This is a genomic window from Siphonobacter sp. SORGH_AS_0500, from assembly GCF_031453245.1.
GTDB lineage: Bacteria > Bacteroidota > Bacteroidia > Cytophagales > Spirosomataceae > Siphonobacter.
Window position 1 is genome coordinate 3225808 of record NZ_JAVIYT010000001.1, and the last position, 19854, is coordinate 3245661.

Here is a 19854-nt window from a genome sequence, read left to right on the forward strand (position 1 = left end):
AAAATGAATCTTACATTTTTAACCGGGTCGGCATCAGTCGCAGATAAACCTGCCCGGCTAAGGGCGTTGATCCGTATAACGAATTCAATGCCTTATCCTGCAAAAAAACAGTGCCTTGCACACCCGCTACTAGCCATAATTTTCCCATCTGGGCTACTTGATGATTATATCCTAAACTCAGAGCATTGACGTTGTAAATCAGAGGGGTAGGCAAAACTAACTCCTCGGCTGATTTCTGAACAAATTCATAACGCCCATAGACCGCCCAGGTCTCATGTTGCCAGTTTGATTCCACCAAAGCTGAATGTTCGTTATGATGATCTCCCGACTGGTTATACCCCCAGGAAACCGTCGAAGCAACCCAGCTTTTCTTTCCGGCTGGAATCACGTGCTGAACCGAAGCCGTGGTTCGATTGACGTTTTCTTCAGGATGCAATCCTTCGGGTGAATGAATGTAAGCCCGGGAAGCCTGCAAAGACCAATGCATAGATGGGTTCCAGGAAACACGGTAACTATACGAATCAAAACGAGGCTTATCGAAATTGTATCGATTTTCATTCGGTTCCCGACCCGTAAAACTGGATCCTTCCAGCTTTACCTGACCAATCCGAACCCCCAGCGTCGCTACGCCAAAGGTAATATGCGTAGCATCCTGCCAGTGGTGACTCAGGGTGGCGTCGGGGTTATTCATGGAGGAAAAACGGTGCATGAAAGCCACGGGTCCCAAAGCTGGTTCACCCGGGTAACCCACATAACCCGAAATATCGACTTTTGCACTTAATCGCTGGGTATAACCGACGGTCAGTCCCGAAATTAAATCGTGTGGGTGTTGACGGTCAATCAGAGGACTTCCCTTCCAGCTTTCTCCGGTTTGATACAACAAGGGGTAACCTCCACCTCCTTCGGTTAAACGATCCAGCGATACCATCAAAGAAGCCGTGAATAACCCATTCTTACCTACGGGCCGCTGGGCCATCCCCATTACCCAGTTCGGAGCTGATAATCGGCTCGCCTGCCCTCGTTTGCCCGGATTGTTTATATTCTGACCCGTATACCTCAGAAAAACACTTCCGTGAACCATGTACATCCATTTCGACTGATGTTTCATCCAGGCATACAACGGCGTAGCATCCGGCTGCCAGCCCGTTCCTGACCCATTTCGATTCATTGGTAAACTCAGCGAATACGAATGTGTCATCGAAGGGTGACCTTCGTGGTGTTCGTGATTCATACCTTCATGCGACATTTCATGGTCGGGTTTGGTCGTATCCGCCTGCATTTGATGATGCTCATGCTGAGCATACGAGGTTACGGATAAGCCAGATAGCAAGGCAGTTATCAGTAGGTTTTTCATGGCTTTTACTGTTTGTTACTCGGTTCGTTTCTCTTTAACCTTGTCTTAGTACTAGACGCAATCAATCGCGTGCCTACGATTTCAGATCTGATCCAGCGACTGGCGGGTAGACTGATGACCCTGCCGAAACTGACTGGGGGTTACCCCGGTTACTTTTTTGAATTGATTGGATAAATGAGCAACGCTACTGTACCCTAATAAATCCGCGATTTCACTGAGGTTACGTTCATTATAGGTCAGTAACTCTTTGGTCTTTTCAATCTTTAGCCGTATCAGATAATGCTCGATAGTCAGACCTTCCAGCTCTGAGAAAAGCTTACTTAAGGCACTGTAATCCCGGTTTAGCTCTTCTGATAAATAACTGGATATGTTTAGCCTAGCCCGTCCCGGCTGACTGATGTATTCGAGCATCAGTCGCTTCATCTGGGTTACTAATTGCTGACGCCGATCTTCCAGCAACTCAAAGCCCAAGCTTTCTAAGTGCGTTTGAAGAACCTCCCAATCAGACACGCCATTGGCAAGATCAACTTCACCTAAATCGACCCGCTCGGGTTTCATTCCCAGCGATTCGAACGTTTGCCGCACCACCATTTTACAGCGGTCGCAAACCATATTTTTGATATATACCGTCGTCATCCTTTGCGTTTTCGTTTACTGAATCTTGTATCTAAATCCAGCATAAATCATTCGGCCAATCACCGGCCCCCATACCATCGAGGCATCGAAGTTTTTCCCGAAGGGATCATTTGCTCCGATGATTGGATTTTTCTGGGTAAAGTTGGCCAGGTTTTCACCTCCTACGTACAAGGCCCAGGTTCTGAAATTTTTGGTTACCTGAGCATTCAGATTCGAAAAGGCTGGAGCATACACGGGTGGTGAAGTAACGTCATGAATATGCCCGGCTTCGCTATTAGGCACGCGTCGGCGACCGTTCCATTGCCAGGTAAAGTCAAACTTCCATTTCTCAAATCGGTCACTAGCCCAGCCGATATTGAAGAGAACCCGGTCGCGGTTCACAAACATTTTGGGTAACAAAGTCTGGTCGCCGCCCGGCGTTCGAACCGTCTGTTGCACGTCAAACCAGCGATAGGCCAGCTTAATCTCCGTACGGGGTAAGGGTTGCACGTTCCATTCCGCCTGAAAACTGTTCGCATAGCTTTTGCCACGCAGGTTATACACCACAATCCGATCCGCCGATTCCATATCTACCACCAGTTGATTCTGGAAATCCGTACGATAAAAGTCGAGCGTGAAGCTGCTGTTTTTACCGCCCCAGGGTAAGGCTTTCGTCAGACTCAAACCATAGTTCCAGCTTTGTTCGGGATTAATGCGGGAATCGAGCATGGTCCAATTCCGGGAGTTAACCAGCATCCCGTAATTTTCGGCCACTGGGTTAGGCACCCGCCAGCCTTTTCCGGCACTCAACCGGGCATCAATTTCGGCGGGCAAGTGAACTAATACGTGTAAACGAGGCGTAAAGCGGGTTCCATAGAGGTTATGAAAATCTACCCGTCCACCAGCGACCAGCGTCATTTTTTCGGGAATTGTATAGGTATACTCTCCGTAAGCTCCGGGAACTAGTTCTTTCCTTACAAAAGCAGAATCCAGGAATTTCTCGTTGAAATCATCCAGCATGAAACTGGCTCCGAGCTTATACGTATGCCGGGTATCACCGATGATATTCTGGTAAATCAGGTTTCCATAAAGCGTTTGCTCAACTCCTGAATAACGCTTAAAACCAAAGCGAGCCGAAGCATCGTGATAGACGCCATTAAAGATTAAGGCTAACCCCTTGTAAGGCTTTTCAGGAAAAAGCTGGGCCGTTTTACTGAAGAATTCCAGTCGCGCGGGTTACGTTACCAAACTCGTACACGTTGGGTCGGTCCCGCCCCGCGTCCATTTGTCCGCCTAAACGATCTTCGTATAGAGCCTTTACGCCAAACTGCGTCATCCAGCGGTCACTTTGGTATTTCCAGCGGTTAATGATATTGCCCTGCGAATACAGCGGCACATCTATAAATCCATCCTTGTTTTTGTCCAGCCGGGTTTGCAGCGTACTCCCGTGACTTAACAGCCCCACCGACCATTTATCGGTCAGTTTTTTAGCCAGATTCAGATTCAACTCCGCCCGGCCAAAACTATTCACGTAACCGTTCAGAAAAAGCTTGTCGTCACCGTCGGGTTTAGCCAGTTCGATATTAATCGCTCCGGTCATGGCTTCGTAGCCATTCACTACACTGCCTACGCCTTTGGAAACATCAATCGAACTGATCCAGGTACCCGGTGTATAGTTCAGTCCGAACGTCGTATTCAAACCCCGAATGTTAGGTATGTTTTCGGTATTGATCTGTACATACGTTCCGGCCAGACCTAGCAACTGAATCTGTTTGGCTCCCGTAACGGCATCGCCGTAACTCACCGAAACCGAAGCATTGGTCTCAAAGCTTTCGGAAAGATTACAACAGGCGGCTTTCGCCAGCGATTTTGAGGTAATAATTTCCGTATGAATCGGGTTAATGCGGTCAATGGAAGAGGCCGCACTGGTGACGGTTACTTCCTGAAGCTGATTGGCATTTACCAAAGTAACCGTCAGTGAATCCAGTGAGTTAACCTGAAGGGTATCCGAGCGATACCCCACCAGCGAAAACACCAGCTTTTGCTGATCCGAATGTTTAGTAATCGAAAATTTTCCCAGACCGTCGGTCTGGGTATTAATAGAAGTTCCTAACCAATAGACGGTTACTCCTACCAAAGGTTCAAGGCTCCCATTACTTTGCTTCTCGACCACACGGCCGTTTAACGTCTGAGCAAGGGAAGTATAACAGGTCCACAGAAGCAATGCTCCAGTGAATACGAATCGCTGAATACGCATAAAATTATGGCTAAATGAATACAGAATGAAGACTTAATGCACAAGCATCAAGGCCCATCCAAGGACAGTAACTTCCTCAGAATGAATCATTCAGAGCCAATCAAATCAGGAAAGATTGCACAAAAACCAGTAAACTTCGCCCGGAAAGCGGAATGGCCGCCTGTGCGTCATAGGCACTCGAAAGAAGTGAGCGAAAGGCACTGAGCAGTACCTGGAAGAAGTAATAGGCCACATGAGCCGTGAATTCCACGACCATCTTAACAAACTTTGCCGCCAGCTTGGTAATCGAAGACGTGTACGAAACGTGTTCATACCGGGTTTCTTCCTGACAGCAACTCTGTTTTTTAAGACTCTGATGGCTGGATTTAGGATGTTGCTTGTGAAGGCAAGCGGGGCAAGACTTCTTTTCATCAAACGAAACCAGTGAAACTTTCTTCTTGTGACGGATATGGCAAGTGTGCTCCACGAGTCCAAAACCCGTAGATGTCGTCAGGACGACCAATACCATAAATACGTTAAACAGTCGAAAGAGTATAGACGGTTTCATATACCGTAGAAGTTTGGACACAAAGGTATTTACTATTTTTTCCCCAATCTACCTTTTTAAATTTTTTCCATATAAATGTAAGAGGCTGTCTAAAAATAAGAGTTAAATAGGCTTCCACCTCTTTGAGATGACCATTGGCGAAAAAGTTTATGCTCCAATCTATCACACGTTTCTTCCCCGGATTTCCTCCGGGGACACTGCGAGGAAGTTAGCTCATACCCCATCGCTTAAAATTTCAGAAGCCCTGATTCGCCATAATATCTTCGATTATAACTTTTAGGCAACTTTTAATAAAGTGTTTCTTTTATTCCCTTGACCAGTTCTGAACTTATCAAGCGTAGCTTTCTTACCCGGTGGGAATAATTGCGATGAAAGCCAGTGGTCTGTTGGGTTAGTATTTTCATTTCTGGAACTGAGTTATTCAAACCCCTTCGGCTTAATTTTCTGGATAATAATCGAGCGATTTATGAACAGCCGAAGCATTTTATTACCTTGAGTTTTCTTTGTTATCCACCCATGCATTCATGTATAAAACCATCATTTTCGATTTCGACGGCACTTTAGTTGATTCCAAATACATTTTCGTAGAGGTCTACAACGAGATCGCCAGAAGATATGGTTACCTCTCCTTAGATTCCGAAAACATCCATGAGCTACGAAAGCTTTCCATTCGCGAACGCTTTAAAATCATGCGAATTCCACTGTATCATATTCCCTGGATATCTTTTCTTTTTTTGAGAAAATACGGACGAGCCATGCATCGGCTGGAATGTTTTGAAGGAATCAAAGCCCTGTTAAATCAGCTCCAAAATCAGGGTTTTACGCTGGCCATTATTTCTTCCAACGCTAAATCAAACATTCAGAATTTCCTTCAATCCAATCAAATAACCGCAATTCAACACATTTATACGTCTCGAAATTTGTTCGGAAAACATAAAGTAATGAATCGCTTGATGAAAGATTTACGGGTAACTCCAAAAGAGATTCTTTATGTGGGTGATGAATTAAGGGATATTACCGCCTGCCGGGCCGCTCAGATTTCCATTGCCTGGGTGAGTTGGGGGTATGATCCGATGGAATTAATCAATCAGAATCCGCCGGATTATTACGTAAATTCTACGGACGAACTACTGGCCTTACTAACGCATCCCCCTTTGTAGGGATGTGAATTCATTGTGTCAGGGTATGAGTTGGTTTTTATTACCTTTTATTCTCCCGCCCTGGTTGGTGTCTTCACCAGCCATTACTAAAAGCATAGTGGTTGGTGAGGACACCAACCAGGGTGTGGAGACGCGACTTTATCGGGTCTGGGTAAGAGGTGGCTTTTGTAACTAGTCCTCCCGCCGTGGCTGGTGCCTCACCAGCCATTACTAAAAGTATAGTGGTTGGTGAGGACACCAACCACGGTGTGGAGACGCGACTTTATCGGGTCTGGGTAAGAGGTGGCTTTTGTAACTAGTCCTCCCGCCGTGGCTGGTGTCTCACCAGCCATTACTAAAAGTATAGTGGTTGGTGAGGACACCAACCACGGTGGATGTTTCTGGATAAGAAGCGGTTTTCTACTACCCTGGATGGTGTCTTCACCAGCCATTACTAAAAGGTAGGGGTTAGTGAGGACACCAACCAGGGCGGATGGTAAAGGCAATTTTGTTTCCCATTTATTTATACTCATCTCCCGGCCAGAAGCGATGAAGCCGCGTATCTGCTTTGGAATTTCAATGCAGAATCTCCCATTTCTTTCCCAAATTGGTACTTTATCTTCGCTGACGAAATCAGTAAATGGGTGAATTATGAAAATGTTAGTGGTTGAAGATGAGCAGGGTTTAGCCGAGAGTATAACGGCTTACCTGAGCAAAGAAGGGTACCGTTGCGAGATGGCGGCTACGTATCAGGAGGCTGACGAAAAACTGTATCTCTATGAATACGATTGTATCATTGTTGACTTAACCCTACCCGGCGGCGATGGACTCCAATTGATTGAAACCCTGAAAAAACGCTCGGCTTCGACGGGAATTATTATTATCTCAGCCCGTAATGCTCTGGAAGACCGGATCAAAGGACTGGAAGTGGGCTCGGACGATTACCTAACCAAGCCTTTTCATTTATCAGAACTCAACGCCCGGGTCAAATCCCTGATTCGTCGCCGAAATTTTGGAGGGCACAATGAAATTCAGTACCACGAAATCGTGGTGCAATCGCTTTCCCGGAAAGTATTCGTGAAAGAACAGGAAACACTATTATCCCGCAAAGAATACGATTTATTACTCTATTTTCTCTCTAATATTGACGTTGCATTAACCAAAGTTTCCATTGCCGAACACCTCTGGGGTGACCACATGGACTCCGCCGATTCGCTGGATATGGTGTACTCGCACATCAAAAACCTGCGTCGCAAACTGATTGAAAAGGGCAGCCGCGACTACATTCGGTCGATTTACGGCATTGGTTATAAATTCGGCGAAGTATGAGATTACTGGAAAAAACCAACCGCATTTATCTATTCTTTTCGCTAAGTCTGTACGTCATAGCGGCATTTAGCATGTATGGCATTATCAAATGGCTGATTTACGATGAAGTGGAAAGCCGATTGCTGGTTGAAAAACGCGATTTTCTAGTCTACATCCATCATTACAACTGGAAGCAGGATTCGTATTTCGTCGAGAATAAAATTGAGGTAGAACCCGCCCACGAACCCACTGACTTCAAAGAAACGTTCAAGGACACGCTCATTCAGGATCGGTATTCGCAGAAAATGATCCCTTTTCGGCAGCTTACCTTTTACGTGCCCATTCAACGCGTTGAGCATCGGGTAACGATTCGCAAATCCATGATTCAGTCGTATCGGCTCATTGAGGCCATTACTTTTACCATGGCTCTGATGCTGGGGTTATTATTGCTGGGTACCTATTGGTTTCAAAACCAGCTTTCAGGCCGCATTTGGCAGCCTTTTTACGATACCCTTTCCCGAATTAAACATTTCGATTTAACGCAAAAACAGAAACTTCAGCTCGCTCAGCCGGAGATTATCGAGTTCAATGAACTTAACGAAGTCCTTCAGAAGATGTCGGATAAGATTTTGCATGATTATCTGAATCTCAAGGAGTTTACGGAGAATGCCTCCCACGAGTTACAAACGCCGCTAGCCCTGATTAATGCCAAAGTCGAGCAATTGATTCAAGCCGAGCAACTCACGGAAAACCAAACGCACTGGATTCAAACGATTTACGAAGCCTCGCTCCGAATGTCACGCCTGAATCAGGGTTTATTATTACTGGCGAAGATTGAAAATCGGCAATTTGTGAATCAACAGACCATCGATCTGAGCGAAGAGTTGACCGAGAAACTCGCGGATATGGAGGAAATGGTGCAGTATAAAAAGATTCAGTTGAGCGTTACTATTGAATCTCCATTTATGGTTGTGTTGCCCCCAGTTCTGGCGGAAAGTCTGATTACCAATTTGGTTAGTAATGCATTACGGCACAACGTAGCCGGCGGTGAAATCCGCTTGCATTCATCCTCAGATCGTTTGTGTCTCAGCAATACCGGGCACGTCCTTCTTCACGCACCGAACGAGCTTTTTTCCCGGTTCAAGAAAGAAGGCAGTTCTTCCGAATCATTGGGACTTGGCCTGGCCATCGTGAAGGAAATCTGCGATAACTACGGCTTACAGATTCAATACACCGAGGTAAACGGCCTCCACAGCTTTTGTTTGAGCTTAAAATCATAGAAGACCCCCCCGCCATTGTATCGTTGCGGGAGGTTCTTCTATCAATAAGGGATTACTGACGTATCACCTTCACGGCAATGTAGCTGCGGTTAGGCTTGGTTGAGTCCGAAGAAAGGAAACTTGCGGCATCCAGTCGCATGATGTCTACACCTGCGTTGGTTAAAAAGGATTTAATGCTATTGGCTTGCTTAAAAACGTTTTTCTTATTACCCAACTGCTTGGTCACTCCAGTGAACTTCAATTGCAGGTTAGGATTCTTTTTCATAACCTCTGCCAATGCGTTCAGGGCCGGCGTCGACTGAGCCGTAGGCTGATTTGTAATCGGATCAAAGCTCACCTCATCAAACGTGAAATAGGCTCCTGGTTTACCCAACGGATCAGCCAGATGTTTGGTGAGTTTATCCGCCAGACCACCCGCCGCCGAAGTTGCCGACGTCGCTGTATTGGGAGTAACCCCTGGCTTGGCTGCCGCCGAAGTATCTGGATATAAAGCCGTTGAATCAGCCGGAACGGCTACTTCTTCCAGCGAGGTAGAATCCTGGCTGGTGCTGGCTTTAATGGAGTCTCCGTAGTTCTGCCAGGCATAATAACCTCCGCCCAGAACCGCCAGAATTCCCAAACCAGCTACGACGCTTTTCCAGGGGAAAGTGGAGCTTTCCGTCAGATCCGCATACGGATTTTCGTTTCCTCTGGAACGCGGACGCTCCTGAACTTCCACGGTTTCTTCTTCCGCGGGCGTTACGTAACCCAGCCGTTCGAACTCTTCAATGGAAAGCGTAACCGCTACCCTATTAAATAACTCAGGATCAACTTCTTTAATTAAATTGTCCTTCTGATTACGAAGCAATAACGCCAGTCCAACGGCATCCAGGTTTTGATCCCTAATCTGTTTACCCAGGATATCGACCCCCAAATAGGATAAGATCCCCAGCACATTAGTCGCCGAAGAATTCCGAATTTTAACCTGACCAGTAATCATCGTGATTACCACACTCCGTTTATCAGGTAACAAATGACTAAAGAGATTACTTCCCTTCTGAGCAATCTGTGAGATCTGATCCCGGTCTTTCAGCAATTGAGGTAGCTGAGCTGATTTTTCCGGAGAAATGTTCTCACGTTCAATCGCTTTAAATAAAGCTTTAGCTCCACTTTCGCTTGATGATCGTTTCAGAAATCCAGCAACAACGGACAAAGCGGCCAGATCTGCCGCCTGCTTTACCCGATCCGAATTTTCGTTTACATACGAAGCAATGGCTTCTACGACCTCAACAGAAAGTGAATCTTTTAGATACGAAAAAATATTCATTAGTAGTTCTTTGGAGGTTAGTTCTCAATCTCACCAACCATCATCTGACTTTGGCTTAGGCTTCGCAGCAGATTTTTTCTGCGTTACAGCGGCTTTTCCTCCTCCAACTGAGGTAATGGGCTGATTTTTGTCGGCCCGCGTAAATACTCTACTTACGATTTTCCAGTCGTTTCCGATTTTCATCAACGACAAAAAGTCAACAAATTTGAAAGCATCCAGTTGCATTTCAAGCACTGCCGAACCTGCCGTTCCTAAATAACTGTAAGAAACGATACGGCCAGTCCAGTTGGCTCCTCCCTTGGGCGTTCTGCCAATAAATTCCTTTACGGGCGTACTCGTTACCCGTCCATTTGCCAAACTTCTCAGGTTAGCCGTGGGGTAAAAAGCCCGATTCAGACTAGCAGTATCACCCGTGGCTCCGCCGTCAATGTAATTCTGTAACGTTTCTTTAATGGCAGCATCTTCACTTTGAGCCTGAGCCGCAGTAAAACTGGCTACCACGAGCGAAAGAATGGGGAGTACCTTTTTCATGTGAGTAATCTTAAAACAAGCTGGATTGAATGACAAAACAATATCTTTTTAAGTAGAGTAAAAAGCTTTCACTAAACACTTCAACTATTATAATAGGCATTTGTTAAATAGGCAACAATTCGCTGGGTGCTTTCTTCTAGTGTGCGGTATTTAAAAGGTAAGGCTGATACTAGCTTGGTTCCCGGATACGTAAAGTGTGTTTGTGAGCTTTGGGCCGTCTCCTTCGTTACCAAAGGCGGCTTTTTAGTAAAAATACTCTTAAATGCCTCCCATCGCCAGGCCACTTCAGCAATTAAAGGAGTAACGCGATAGGAAGGAGCTTTCTTGCCCATTTCTTTAGCGATCAACTCAAAAAACTGACGATACGTGGTGCGTCCGGCATTCAGAATGAACCGTTCGTTTTTAATGGTACTGTAGAGCAACTGATAAATGGCTTCGGCCACATCCTGAACATCTACGTAATTGAAAGTCCCGTCGGTATAAAAAGGTTTTTCATCATGGACATACTTGAACAAAGCCGTGCTGCTTTTGTCCCAGTCGCCTTCCCCAATCACTACCGATGGATTTACGATCACGCTGTTGAGCCCTTCCGATACCCCCCGCCAGACTTCCAGCTCGGCCTGATACTTGGAGATGGCATAATGTGAATTTAACGGCGATTCTTCCCATTTCTGATTTTCATCCACAACCGTCGGTACCTCTGGGTTTTTACTTTGCTGGGAAGGTCTTCCTAAAGCCGCTACGGAACTAATGTAGGCTAATTTCTGAACGCCTTCGCTCAGGCAGATATTGACGACATTTGCCGTCCCTTCTACATTAATTTTGTATAATTTTTCCCGTTCTTTCGGTGAAAAGGAGACTACCGCTGCCGTATGTACGACATACGTACAGCCACGAATGGCCGATTCCAGAATAGCTACATCCAGCACATCTCCTTCGATCCACTCGATTAGATCTTCCAGATCTTTTACTAAACGGAGGTCGCTACTGGCTCGACGAAGAGCCCGAACCGGTACTCCTTCCAGAATAAATTTCCTTGCTACCGCACTACCAATCAGGCCATTAGCCCCGGTGAGAAATACCATCTCTTTACGCTTTGCTTCCTGTTTTCTGCGGAAAGATCGCCTCTCTCCGATCTAATTCAGCCTCTTCTGCAAACAGATCTTCTGAATTTGACCAAACGATACAAAATTACGTTTCGTCGTTGACAGGCCAAAAGTAAGGATTTTTTAACGGATCGAACGATCCCGCAAACTCTTCCCTCTATCCTCCAAAAATGCTTACTTTTGCTGACCTTAATTACCGATTTTCATGTCTGAGAAGAAATTCAACCGCACTACCGTCACCGCAGCCCTCATTTATGCCAACGGTCCGATTCACATTGGTCACCTGGCAGGATGTTACGTTCCGGCAGACGTATATGTACGTTACCTCCGGGCGAAAGGAGAAGACGTCGCTTTTATTTCGGGTACCGATGAACACGGTGTCCCTATTACCATCCGGGCTCAAAAAGAAGGCATCACTCCGCAGGAGGTGGTTGACAAGTATTACACACAAATCAACCAGTCGTTTGTGGATTTTGGAATCGATTTTGACATTTATTCCCGGACGTCCAAGCCCATTCATCACGAAATGTCCCAGGAGATTTTCCTTCAGTTATATAACCAGGGAAAATTTGTAGAAGAAGTAACCGAACAGTATTACGACGAAAAAGCGGGTCAGTTTCTGGCTGATCGTTACATCGTAGGCACCTGTCCGGTATGTGGAAACGAAAATGCGTATGGCGATCAGTGCGAGCGTTGCGGCAGCACCCTGAGTCCTCGCGAGCTGATTAACCCCCGCTCGATGCTATCCGGCGGAACGCCGATTCTGAAAGAAACCAAAAACTGGAACCTGCCGCTTGATGCGATGCAGCCAGAGCTGGAAAAATACGTAGCGAGCCACCCCGAATGGAAAACCAACGTGGCTGGTCAGGTTCGTTCCTGGCTCAACGAAGGTCTGAAACCACGGGCCATGACCCGCGACCTGGATTGGGGTATCAAAGTACCTTTGCCCAACGCCGAAGGTAAAGTCATGTACGTATGGTTCGACGCTCCGATTGGCTATATCACCTTTACGAAAGAACTGAAAGGCGATGATTGGGAGAAATGGTGGAAAGCCGACGATACCCGTCTCATTCACTTCATTGGTAAGGATAACATTGTTTTTCACTGTCTGATTTTCCCCGCCATGCTGATGGCCGATGGTCGTTTCATCGCGGGTGCGGATAACGTTCCGGCCAATGAATTCATGAATTTGGAAGGAGACAAGATTTCCACGTCCCGGAACTGGGCGGTGTGGTTACACGAATATCTGGAAGACATGCCCGGTAAGCAGGACGTGCTTCGGTATACCCTGATTGCCAACGCTCCCGAAACTAAGGATTCGGAATTTACCTGGAAAGATTACCAAACACGTAACAACTCCGAGTTGGTCGGAATTCTGGGTAACTTCGTAAACCGGGCTGTTGTATTAACGGAGAAAAACTTTGGCCCGGCAGTTCCGGCTCTCAGCGAGTTAACCGAAGCCGATCAGAAAATGCTGGAAGAGCTGGCTCTGTATCCCGCCAAAATTGCTGACTCACTCGATAATTTCCGTTTCCGGGAAGGACTGAGCCTATTTATAGAAGTAGCTCGCCTGGGGAATCAGTATCTGGCCTCTACAGAACCCTGGAAGGTCATTAAGGAAAACCCCGAGCGTGCAGCTACGATCCTGAACCTGAGTTTGCAAATTACCGCTTCGCTTTCTATCCTGGCGGAACCCTTCCTGCCTTTCACGGCAACCAAACTGCGTGAAATGCTGAACCTGACGGATACTAACTGGAGTAAAGCCGGATCGGCGTCTTTACTGCCTGAAGGTCATTCCATTCAGAATAAGGGTTTATTATTTGAGAAAATTGAAGATGCAGTCATCGAGGCTCAGGTACAGAAATTACTGGATACGAAAAAGATGAACGAGCTGGCGTCTAAAACACCAGCTCCTCAGAAAGAGGCCATTACCTACGACGATTTCAGCAAACTGGATATTCGTATTGCCACCATCACGGCGGCTGAAGCCGTTCCGAAATCTAAGAAATTATTGAAATTAACGCTGAATACAGGAATTGATACCCGGACGGTAGTTAGTGGCATCGCTGAGCATTTTTCACCCGAAGCTATTATTGGTCAGCAGGTTTCCTTACTGGCGAATCTGGCCCCTCGAAAAATGATGGGCATCGAATCGCAAGGGATGATTTTGATGGCAGAAGACCGCGACGGCAAGCTGCAATTCATCCGCCCCGGCGAACCCATCTGGAACGGCGGAACCGTTTCTTAGGTATTCAATAGTACGCGGAAGAAGGCTGGTGGAAACATCAGCCTTTTTTGTCAGTTATGAGTGTACCATGTATTCACTCTTTTGATCAATCACGCATTCAATAGTAACCTCATGAACCGGGTAAAGATTGGAATTATCAATGTGTCGGATCGGGCCAGTGCGGGTATTTATGAAGATATTCCGGGCAAAGCCATTGTATCGACCCTGAACGAGTATTTAGTGAATCAGTGGGAACCCGTCTACCGGGTTATCCCCGATGAGCAGGATCTCATTTCTCAGACGTTAATTGAACTGGTGGATCAGGAAGGTTGCTGCCTGGTAGTAACCTCGGGTGGAACGGGCCCCGCTCCCCGCGATGTCACTCCCGAAGCAACCGAGGCGATTTGTCAGAAAATGATGCCGGGTTTTGGGGAATTGATGCGAAAGGTAAGTCTGGAATACGTGCCTACGGCCATTCTTTCCCGGCAAACCGCGGGTATTCGTGGGCAATGTCTGATTGTAAATCTACCCGGCAAGCCTTCGGCCATTCGCCAATGTCTGGACGCTGTATTTCCAGCTATTCCTTACTGCATTGATTTAATCGGCGGGCCTTATCTGGAAACGAACGAAGCCGTTATCAAAGCTTTTCGGCCTAAGCAGAGTTAGGGAAGGGATTACGATTAGTTTTTCAATTGCTGGCAGCAGGTTGTTAGCATCCTTTTAGTCAAAGTAGCATTACTGAAATACACTGCTGATAGCTTTTTACTAGTTTTCTTAATGCTGCCAGCTTTTTCGCTGGCAGCAAGCCAGTTCGTTGCAAGCTAGAATGCCGAACATAAAAGAAGCCCAATCGTCAGGTTAACGATTGGGCTTCTTTTATGTATTTCTGTCAATTTTATAATCGACTGGTTCTTTCTTCTTTTACGTATTGATCCTGCTGTGGAGTTTCGTTATTCTGATCTTCGTTTTCATAACGACCCGTGCCTAACCCTTCTCCCCCGTTACCAGGACTGTTTTGGTTACCACCTCCCCGATTGGGTTCTGCTCCCTGTTGCTGGCGTTGTTGACCCGCTTGCTGAGCTTGTTGATTTCCTTGATTCTGGTTGCGTTGATCTTGATTTTGCGTATCAGAGCCTTGCTGCTGATTTGCCTGTTGCTGGTTATTTTCCATAGATTTATCAGGTTATCATTTTATCTCGTCATCTGACGGACTTATCTAAATTACATGAAATAAAATAGTATTCCAATTATATTTTATAGAATTTTTTCTACAAAACCAGTTAAGAACTATCGTATTGAAAATGCTACTATTAATAAGTCGTTGCGTGTTGACCTTCCGCAATTTCCTCGATCATTTTCTTATTAAATGCAGGAATATCATCGGGCTTGCGGCTGGTTACCAAACCGTTATCTGTCACTACTTCTTCATCAACCCATTCGGCTCCGGCATTTCTTAAATCCGTCTGTAAGGATGGAAAAGAAGTCAATTTCCGACCTTCCACTACATCTGCTTCAATCAGCATGATGGGTGCGTGGCAAATGGCTGCTACGGGTTTTGAAGCTTCAAAGAAGTGTTCTACGAAAGCAACGGCATCTTTATCCATCCGTAGATTATCAGGATTCATTACCCCACCGGGCAACAATAAGGCATCATAGTCTTCGGGATTTGCCTCTGATAAAGGCACATCTACTGCGAATGAATCGCCCCAATCTGTGTGATCCCAACCTTTTACCTGACCCTCTTTAGGAGAAATAATTTTTGTTTCAGCACCGGCATCTATTAATGCTTGTTGTGGTTCGGTTAATTCTACTTGTTCGAATCCATCGGTAAGTAAAATTGCTACTTTTTTTCCTTGCAGTTTCTGTTCCATGACTTAAGTAAGTTTATACTTGTGTGATGCCTCTTAAGTAGAAAAACATATTCCTTCAACCTAGTTATTCTAGTGCTTTAGTAAGCCCATTATTCAACTTACACTCTCTTAAAACACTGATTAACAGAGGACATTTGTAATACTTAGATCTATTCTATCCTCGTAATCAGTCCTAACAAAAGATAGATTTTTTATAGAAAAGCCTCCGCACCCTTGCGGTAACTATGCCTCATTAAACCCGCTATCACTCATTCTTTTTCTTTACATTTGAAGTAATTCCGTGCTTAATACGTCCTCACGAATGAAACTATTTCCCCATCATCACCAGTCGGTCATGCCGTACTTTATTCTGGAAGGTGCTTTTCAGTTCATTGACTTCATTAAATATGTGTTTCAGGCCAAGGAAGTCTATCTGGCGAAACGGGACGACACTACGGTTATGCACGCTGAATATCAAATTGGTCGAAGTACCCTTATGCTTTGCGACAGCACGGAAGAATGGCGACCGCAATCCTGCAGTTTATTTGTCTACGTAGATAATGCCGACGAAGCCGTTCGCAAGGCCGTAGAACAAGGTAGTACCATTTTGATGGAAGTGAGTGATCAGTCTTATGGCCGCAGTGGTGGAGTGATTGACCCTTTCGGTAACGTCTGGTGGATCAATAGTTTACAATCCAAGTAAAAGCATTATTTGACGAAGCAGGACTTGACTAGCTACTCCAAGGAGTGTCTTGATCAGTGGTGCTGATTTATTACTCGTTGCAACGAGCTAACCTATTTTTCCTTAATCATACCCATGGATTCTTCCCAAAAGTTTTCCAAATACGAAACCTTCGTTATTGCCATTCTGGCGATTCTTCAATTTACCATCATTCTGGATTTCATGGTGTTGTCTCCCCTCGGAGCCATCCTTATGCCTACCATGCACATTTCTCCCGCTCAATTTGGCTGGGTGGTGTCGGCCTATGCGTTTAGTGCCGGAGCATCGGGCTTATTAGCTGCGGGGTTCGCTGATAAGTTTGACCGCAAGAAGTTACTTCTGTTTTTTTACACTGGCTTTACCATCGGTACGTTCTTGTGCAGCATCGCCACTGATTTTCATTTTCTGCTTTTCGCCCGGATTTTCACGGGACTATTTGGCGGGGTAATCGGCTCTATTTGTGCGGCGATCATTACCGACTTATTTGCTCTGGAAGTTCGCGGTCGGGTCATGGGTTTTGTGCAAATGGCCTTTGCTACGAGTCAGGTTTTGGGAATTCCCATCGGCTTATACCTGGCTAACCACTTCGGTTGGCATTCGCCCTTTACTATGATTGTCGGTTTTTGCATCATCATTGGTATTTTAATTGTGGTGTATCTAAAGCCGATTGATGCCCATTTGAAGAGTACGGAAAAACAGAATGCCTTTGTACACCTGCAGAAAACCTTATCTAAACCGAATTACCTACTCGCTTTTGCTACCACGACGTTACTGGCCATGGGAGGTTACATGCTGATGCCCTTTGGCAGTGCGTATAGTGTGCATAACCTGCAAATTCCGTTTGCTGATTTACCTACGGTATATGTCATTACGGGTATCAGCTCTATGATTGCAGGACCTTTAATTGGGAAATACAGCGACCGTATTGGCAAATATCGTTTGTTCTTTGCAGGGTCGGTATTAGCGATGATTATGACGGGAATTTATGGGAACCTCGGCCCTACTCCGCTGACTACAGTCATTATTATTAATGTTATCATGTTCGTGGGAATTACTTCCCGCATTATTTCTTCTTCGGCCCTGATGACGGCCATTCCTACCTTGCAGGATCGGGGGGCGTTTATGAGTATTAACTCTTCGGTTCAACAAATGGCCGGTGGGCTCGCCGCAGTCATCGCCGGAATGATCGTTTCCGAAACGCCGACAGGATACATTGAACATTACGATATTTTGAGTTACGTCGTTATCCTGGGTATGATTGTTGGTATTGCAATGATGTATCTGGTGAACAAGATGGTACAACGAAAGGTAACCAATCCAGCCGTGCCGGTTTAATGAGGATCAGCGTTTTCTATAAAAAAGCCCCCAAACGAGGTGGAGTGCCCCCCAGAAGTTAGATACTACTTGGGGGGTATTTTTATGAATAATCGTTTGACTCCATAACCCCGGAGGGGTTGAATACGGATAGCCCCGGATGTTAATCCGGGGATCTGAACGCCATTCGTAAGCTGGCATCATTCCCCGGATTTCATCCGGGGCTATTCATATTGAAGTCCGCTGGACTTCTTAGATTTATTAATGGAATTAATAATGCTGGAGAAGTTGACTCGGATGTTAATTTGGACTACTAACGAATCTAGTTGCCTAGGTTGCCAATTCTTCCTGAATCTGGTATTTATCTTGGAAAGTCATCCAGGGTTTTGGTTAAACGGTTTCCCTTTACCAGTGGTGGTTCATCGTAGAGATGATCCCACCAGGTTCTTTTTAGGATGAGTATGCATACCCCCAGTGCCAGCAGCGTAACCGACAGTTCCAGATTCATTTTCAGTACCCAATACATGGGTGCGAGCGTTAAAGTACACTGAGCGATCATTCCAACCACGACATTTAAAGCATCTTTTCTAAAATCGGGATTAGGCTGAAAATCAGGATCTTCCTGCTGTACTAATGCCTGAATGGGTTTCCAGAAACCCCAGGGTCGAACGGTGCGGTAAAAAGTTTTCAGCGTATCTATGTTCGTTGCAGGGGTTACCAACGATCCATACACACAGCCTGCGAGTGAAATCACGAACAACAAAGGGAAATAATACAGACTCAGCGTGTGCGGGAAAACGACCGGGAAAATCAGGGCTGGAATAATGCCGGCTACCATTCCCCAGAAAAAACCACTGGCGTTAAATCGCCACCAGTGCCATTTCAGCACATTAGCCGCAATGTAGCCGCCGTACAATGCCGAGACAATCCACTGTAAAATACTATTTACGTCTTTGGCAAATAACCCCAAAAGAATGCCAATCAATGCCACCGTCAGACCCGAGAGGTAATTCATTCTGGAAATGCGATGGTTGGAGGCTCCCGGATTAACGTATTTCAGGTAGATGTCATTGACGATGTAGGCCTGAGCGGCATTCAGTGTTCCGGCAAAAGTGCCCATAAAGGCGGCCAGTAAGCCCGCCAGTAACAAACCCATCAGGCCTGCCGGAACAAAGTGCAAGATGGCCGCTGGAAGAATTTTCTCGAAATCAATTCCGTGCGTTCCATGCAGATTTAAGTGATCGAAATTGAGCAAGGCCAGGACTGTCAAACCCATAATCATGGCATAGCGAACGGGTAACAGGACGATTGAAACGAAGCCACTCATCCTGGCTGCTTCCTGGGGCGACTTAGTCGAAAGAATTTTCTGCATGTCGTAATTCGGGGCAGGCCCAGCCAGACTGGCCAGCACTCCCTTGAACAGCATCATCATGAAAAACACCCCAAACAAAGAAAAGCCGTCTGACTGAATTTTGTCGTTCACTTCCTCCATCATTCCCGTCCAGTCCAAATCATCGAGCCGCCAACTGAAAAAGGGGGTATACCATCCCTGCGGCACCGCCAGTGTTTTTCCCGAAAGGTTATCCATGGCAATGACCGCGATTACCAATGCCGAGATAGTCATGATGACGTATTTCATAACATCGCCGATGACGATGCTAGTCATCCCCCCCAGAATGGCATAAAACACCGCGAAGGCTGTGAAAATGATTCCGTAAAAAGGAGCTACGTATTCCGGTGAAACCGAGAAAGGTAGATAGGGAGCGATACTCTGAAAAGGAATGAATATCTCCACAAATTTGCCCAGCCCCACAAAGCCATACGCCAAAAAACCCAGACAACTCAACAAGGCAAAAACAACCACGATGGTATGCGAAGCCTTGACCCCCTTTCCTCTTCCGAATCGCGTTCCGATCCATTCGGCCCCGGTGGTAACGTTCGAGCGTCGCAACCAGACGGACAGGTACATCATCATGAAAACCTGATTGAAGACCGGCCAGAGCCAGGGAATCCAGAGGCTTTTTAGTCCATAAACAAAGGCCAGCGAGACCATCCACATCGTCCCGGAAATGTCAAACATATCCGAAGCATTCGAGAGGCCGAGCATATACCAGGGCAAGGTTTTACCACCCAACATATAAGCTTCTTTGTCTTTGGCGGCCCTTTTTTTGAGCACCAGCCCCAACACAATAACGGCTAGCAGGTAACAAACAATAATGCAAATATCCAGTACTGATAACTTCATGAGTGCGTCGTTGCGTCCGCCCAACGTCCTGCCACCCACAAGTTTTGGGTTTTG

The 19854-nt window shown here is 46.1% G+C and carries 18 protein-coding genes; 7 read left to right on the forward strand and 11 right to left on the reverse strand.

Features of this window, described 5'->3' with window-relative positions:
• Positions 1-10: 10 nt before the first annotated feature.
• From QE357_RS13820 to QE357_RS13840, 5 genes are all read right to left on the reverse strand, one after another.
• The gene (locus QE357_RS13820) at positions 11-1354 is read right to left on the reverse strand and encodes a hypothetical protein (RefSeq protein ID WP_309708437.1); all 1344 of its coding nucleotides are present in this window, start codon (positions 1352-1354) and stop codon (positions 11-13) included.
• 81 nt (positions 1355-1435) lie between these two features.
• Positions 1436-1990 carry an AraC family transcriptional regulator gene (locus QE357_RS13825; protein ID WP_106635852.1) on the reverse strand — a complete coding sequence of 185 codons (555 nt, stop codon included), beginning with the start codon at positions 1988-1990 and terminating at the stop codon, positions 1436-1438.
• 15 nt (positions 1991-2005) lie between these two features.
• On the reverse strand, positions 2006-3196 hold the full coding sequence (locus tag QE357_RS13830; RefSeq protein ID WP_309711387.1) for a TonB-dependent receptor: 1191 nt from the start codon (positions 3194-3196) through the stop codon (positions 2006-2008).
• The gene (locus QE357_RS13835; RefSeq protein ID WP_309708442.1) at positions 3180-4226 is read right to left on the reverse strand and encodes a TonB-dependent receptor; all 1047 of its coding nucleotides are present in this window, start codon (positions 4224-4226) and stop codon (positions 3180-3182) included. The genes QE357_RS13830 and QE357_RS13835 overlap by 17 nt, the downstream gene beginning before the upstream one ends.
• 100 nt (positions 4227-4326) lie before the next feature.
• On the reverse strand, positions 4327-4773 hold the full coding sequence (locus tag QE357_RS13840; protein ID WP_309708445.1) for a hypothetical protein: 447 nt from the start codon (positions 4771-4773) through the stop codon (positions 4327-4329).
• Between the two features lie 524 nt (positions 4774-5297).
• Here QE357_RS13840 and QE357_RS13845 point away from each other — a divergent pair.
• From QE357_RS13845 to QE357_RS13855, 3 genes are all read left to right on the forward strand, one after another.
• Positions 5298-5933, forward strand: coding sequence for an HAD-IA family hydrolase (locus QE357_RS13845; RefSeq protein ID WP_106635849.1), 636 nt, complete (start codon positions 5298-5300; stop codon positions 5931-5933).
• 630 nt (positions 5934-6563) lie between these two features.
• Positions 6564-7241 (forward strand): response regulator transcription factor, encoded by a 678-nt coding sequence (locus QE357_RS13850; RefSeq protein WP_307143459.1) that lies wholly within the window; start codon positions 6564-6566, stop codon positions 7239-7241.
• Complete coding sequence (locus QE357_RS13855; protein ID WP_309708451.1) at positions 7238-8500, forward strand: HAMP domain-containing sensor histidine kinase; 1263 nt, start codon at positions 7238-7240, stop codon at positions 8498-8500. Before QE357_RS13850 ends, QE357_RS13855 begins: the two co-directional genes overlap by 4 nt.
• Positions 8501-8552: 52 nt before the next feature.
• Here the strand turns inward: QE357_RS13855 and QE357_RS13860 are convergent, their stop codons facing one another.
• The 3 genes from QE357_RS13860 to QE357_RS13870 form a co-directional block, all read right to left on the reverse strand.
• Positions 8553-9806 carry a DUF937 domain-containing protein gene (locus tag QE357_RS13860; RefSeq protein WP_106635847.1) on the reverse strand — a complete coding sequence of 418 codons (1254 nt, stop codon included), beginning with the start codon at positions 9804-9806 and terminating at the stop codon, positions 8553-8555.
• Between the two features lie 30 nt (positions 9807-9836).
• Positions 9837-10337: a nuclear transport factor 2 family protein gene (locus QE357_RS13865; protein ID WP_106635846.1), complete on the reverse strand. Its 501-nt coding sequence runs from the start codon at positions 10335-10337 to the stop codon at positions 9837-9839.
• Positions 10338-10417: 80 nt separating this feature from the next.
• Positions 10418-11422, reverse strand: a complete 1005-nt coding sequence (locus QE357_RS13870; protein ID WP_309708459.1) for an NAD-dependent epimerase/dehydratase family protein — start codon at positions 11420-11422, stop codon at positions 10418-10420.
• A gap of 226 nt (positions 11423-11648) precedes the next feature.
• Between QE357_RS13870 and metG the strand changes: the two genes are divergently transcribed.
• A complete protein-coding gene (gene metG / locus QE357_RS13875) occupies positions 11649-13691 on the forward strand; it encodes a methionine--tRNA ligase (protein WP_309708462.1) in 2043 nt (680 codons plus the stop codon).
• Between the two features lie 111 nt (positions 13692-13802).
• Positions 13803-14336, forward strand: coding sequence for a molybdopterin adenylyltransferase (mog, locus tag QE357_RS13880; protein ID WP_309711390.1), 534 nt, complete (start codon positions 13803-13805; stop codon positions 14334-14336).
• Between the two features lie 229 nt (positions 14337-14565).
• Here mog and QE357_RS13885 read toward each other — a convergent pair whose 3' ends face one another.
• Both QE357_RS13885 and QE357_RS13890 read right to left on the reverse strand, forming a co-directional pair.
• Entirely contained in the window at positions 14566-14841 is a 276-nt protein-coding gene (locus QE357_RS13885) for a hypothetical protein (RefSeq protein WP_106635843.1), read from the reverse strand.
• A 139-nt stretch (positions 14842-14980) separates the two neighbouring features.
• Positions 14981-15541: a type 1 glutamine amidotransferase domain-containing protein gene (locus QE357_RS13890; RefSeq protein WP_106635842.1), complete on the reverse strand. Its 561-nt coding sequence runs from the start codon at positions 15539-15541 to the stop codon at positions 14981-14983.
• 301 nt (positions 15542-15842) lie between these two features.
• Between QE357_RS13890 and QE357_RS13895 the strand changes: the two genes are divergently transcribed.
• Positions 15843-16223 (forward strand): VOC family protein, encoded by a 381-nt coding sequence (locus tag QE357_RS13895; RefSeq protein WP_106635841.1) that lies wholly within the window; start codon positions 15843-15845, stop codon positions 16221-16223.
• 114 nt (positions 16224-16337) lie between these two features.
• Positions 16338-17576, forward strand: coding sequence for an MFS transporter (locus QE357_RS13900; protein WP_309708469.1), 1239 nt, complete (start codon positions 16338-16340; stop codon positions 17574-17576).
• 340 nt (positions 17577-17916) lie between these two features.
• Here the strand turns inward: QE357_RS13900 and QE357_RS13905 are convergent, their stop codons facing one another.
• The gene (locus QE357_RS13905) at positions 17917-19800 is read right to left on the reverse strand and encodes a sodium:solute symporter family protein (RefSeq protein ID WP_309708472.1); all 1884 of its coding nucleotides are present in this window, start codon (positions 19798-19800) and stop codon (positions 17917-17919) included.
• Between the last annotated feature and the right edge of the window lie 54 nt (positions 19801-19854).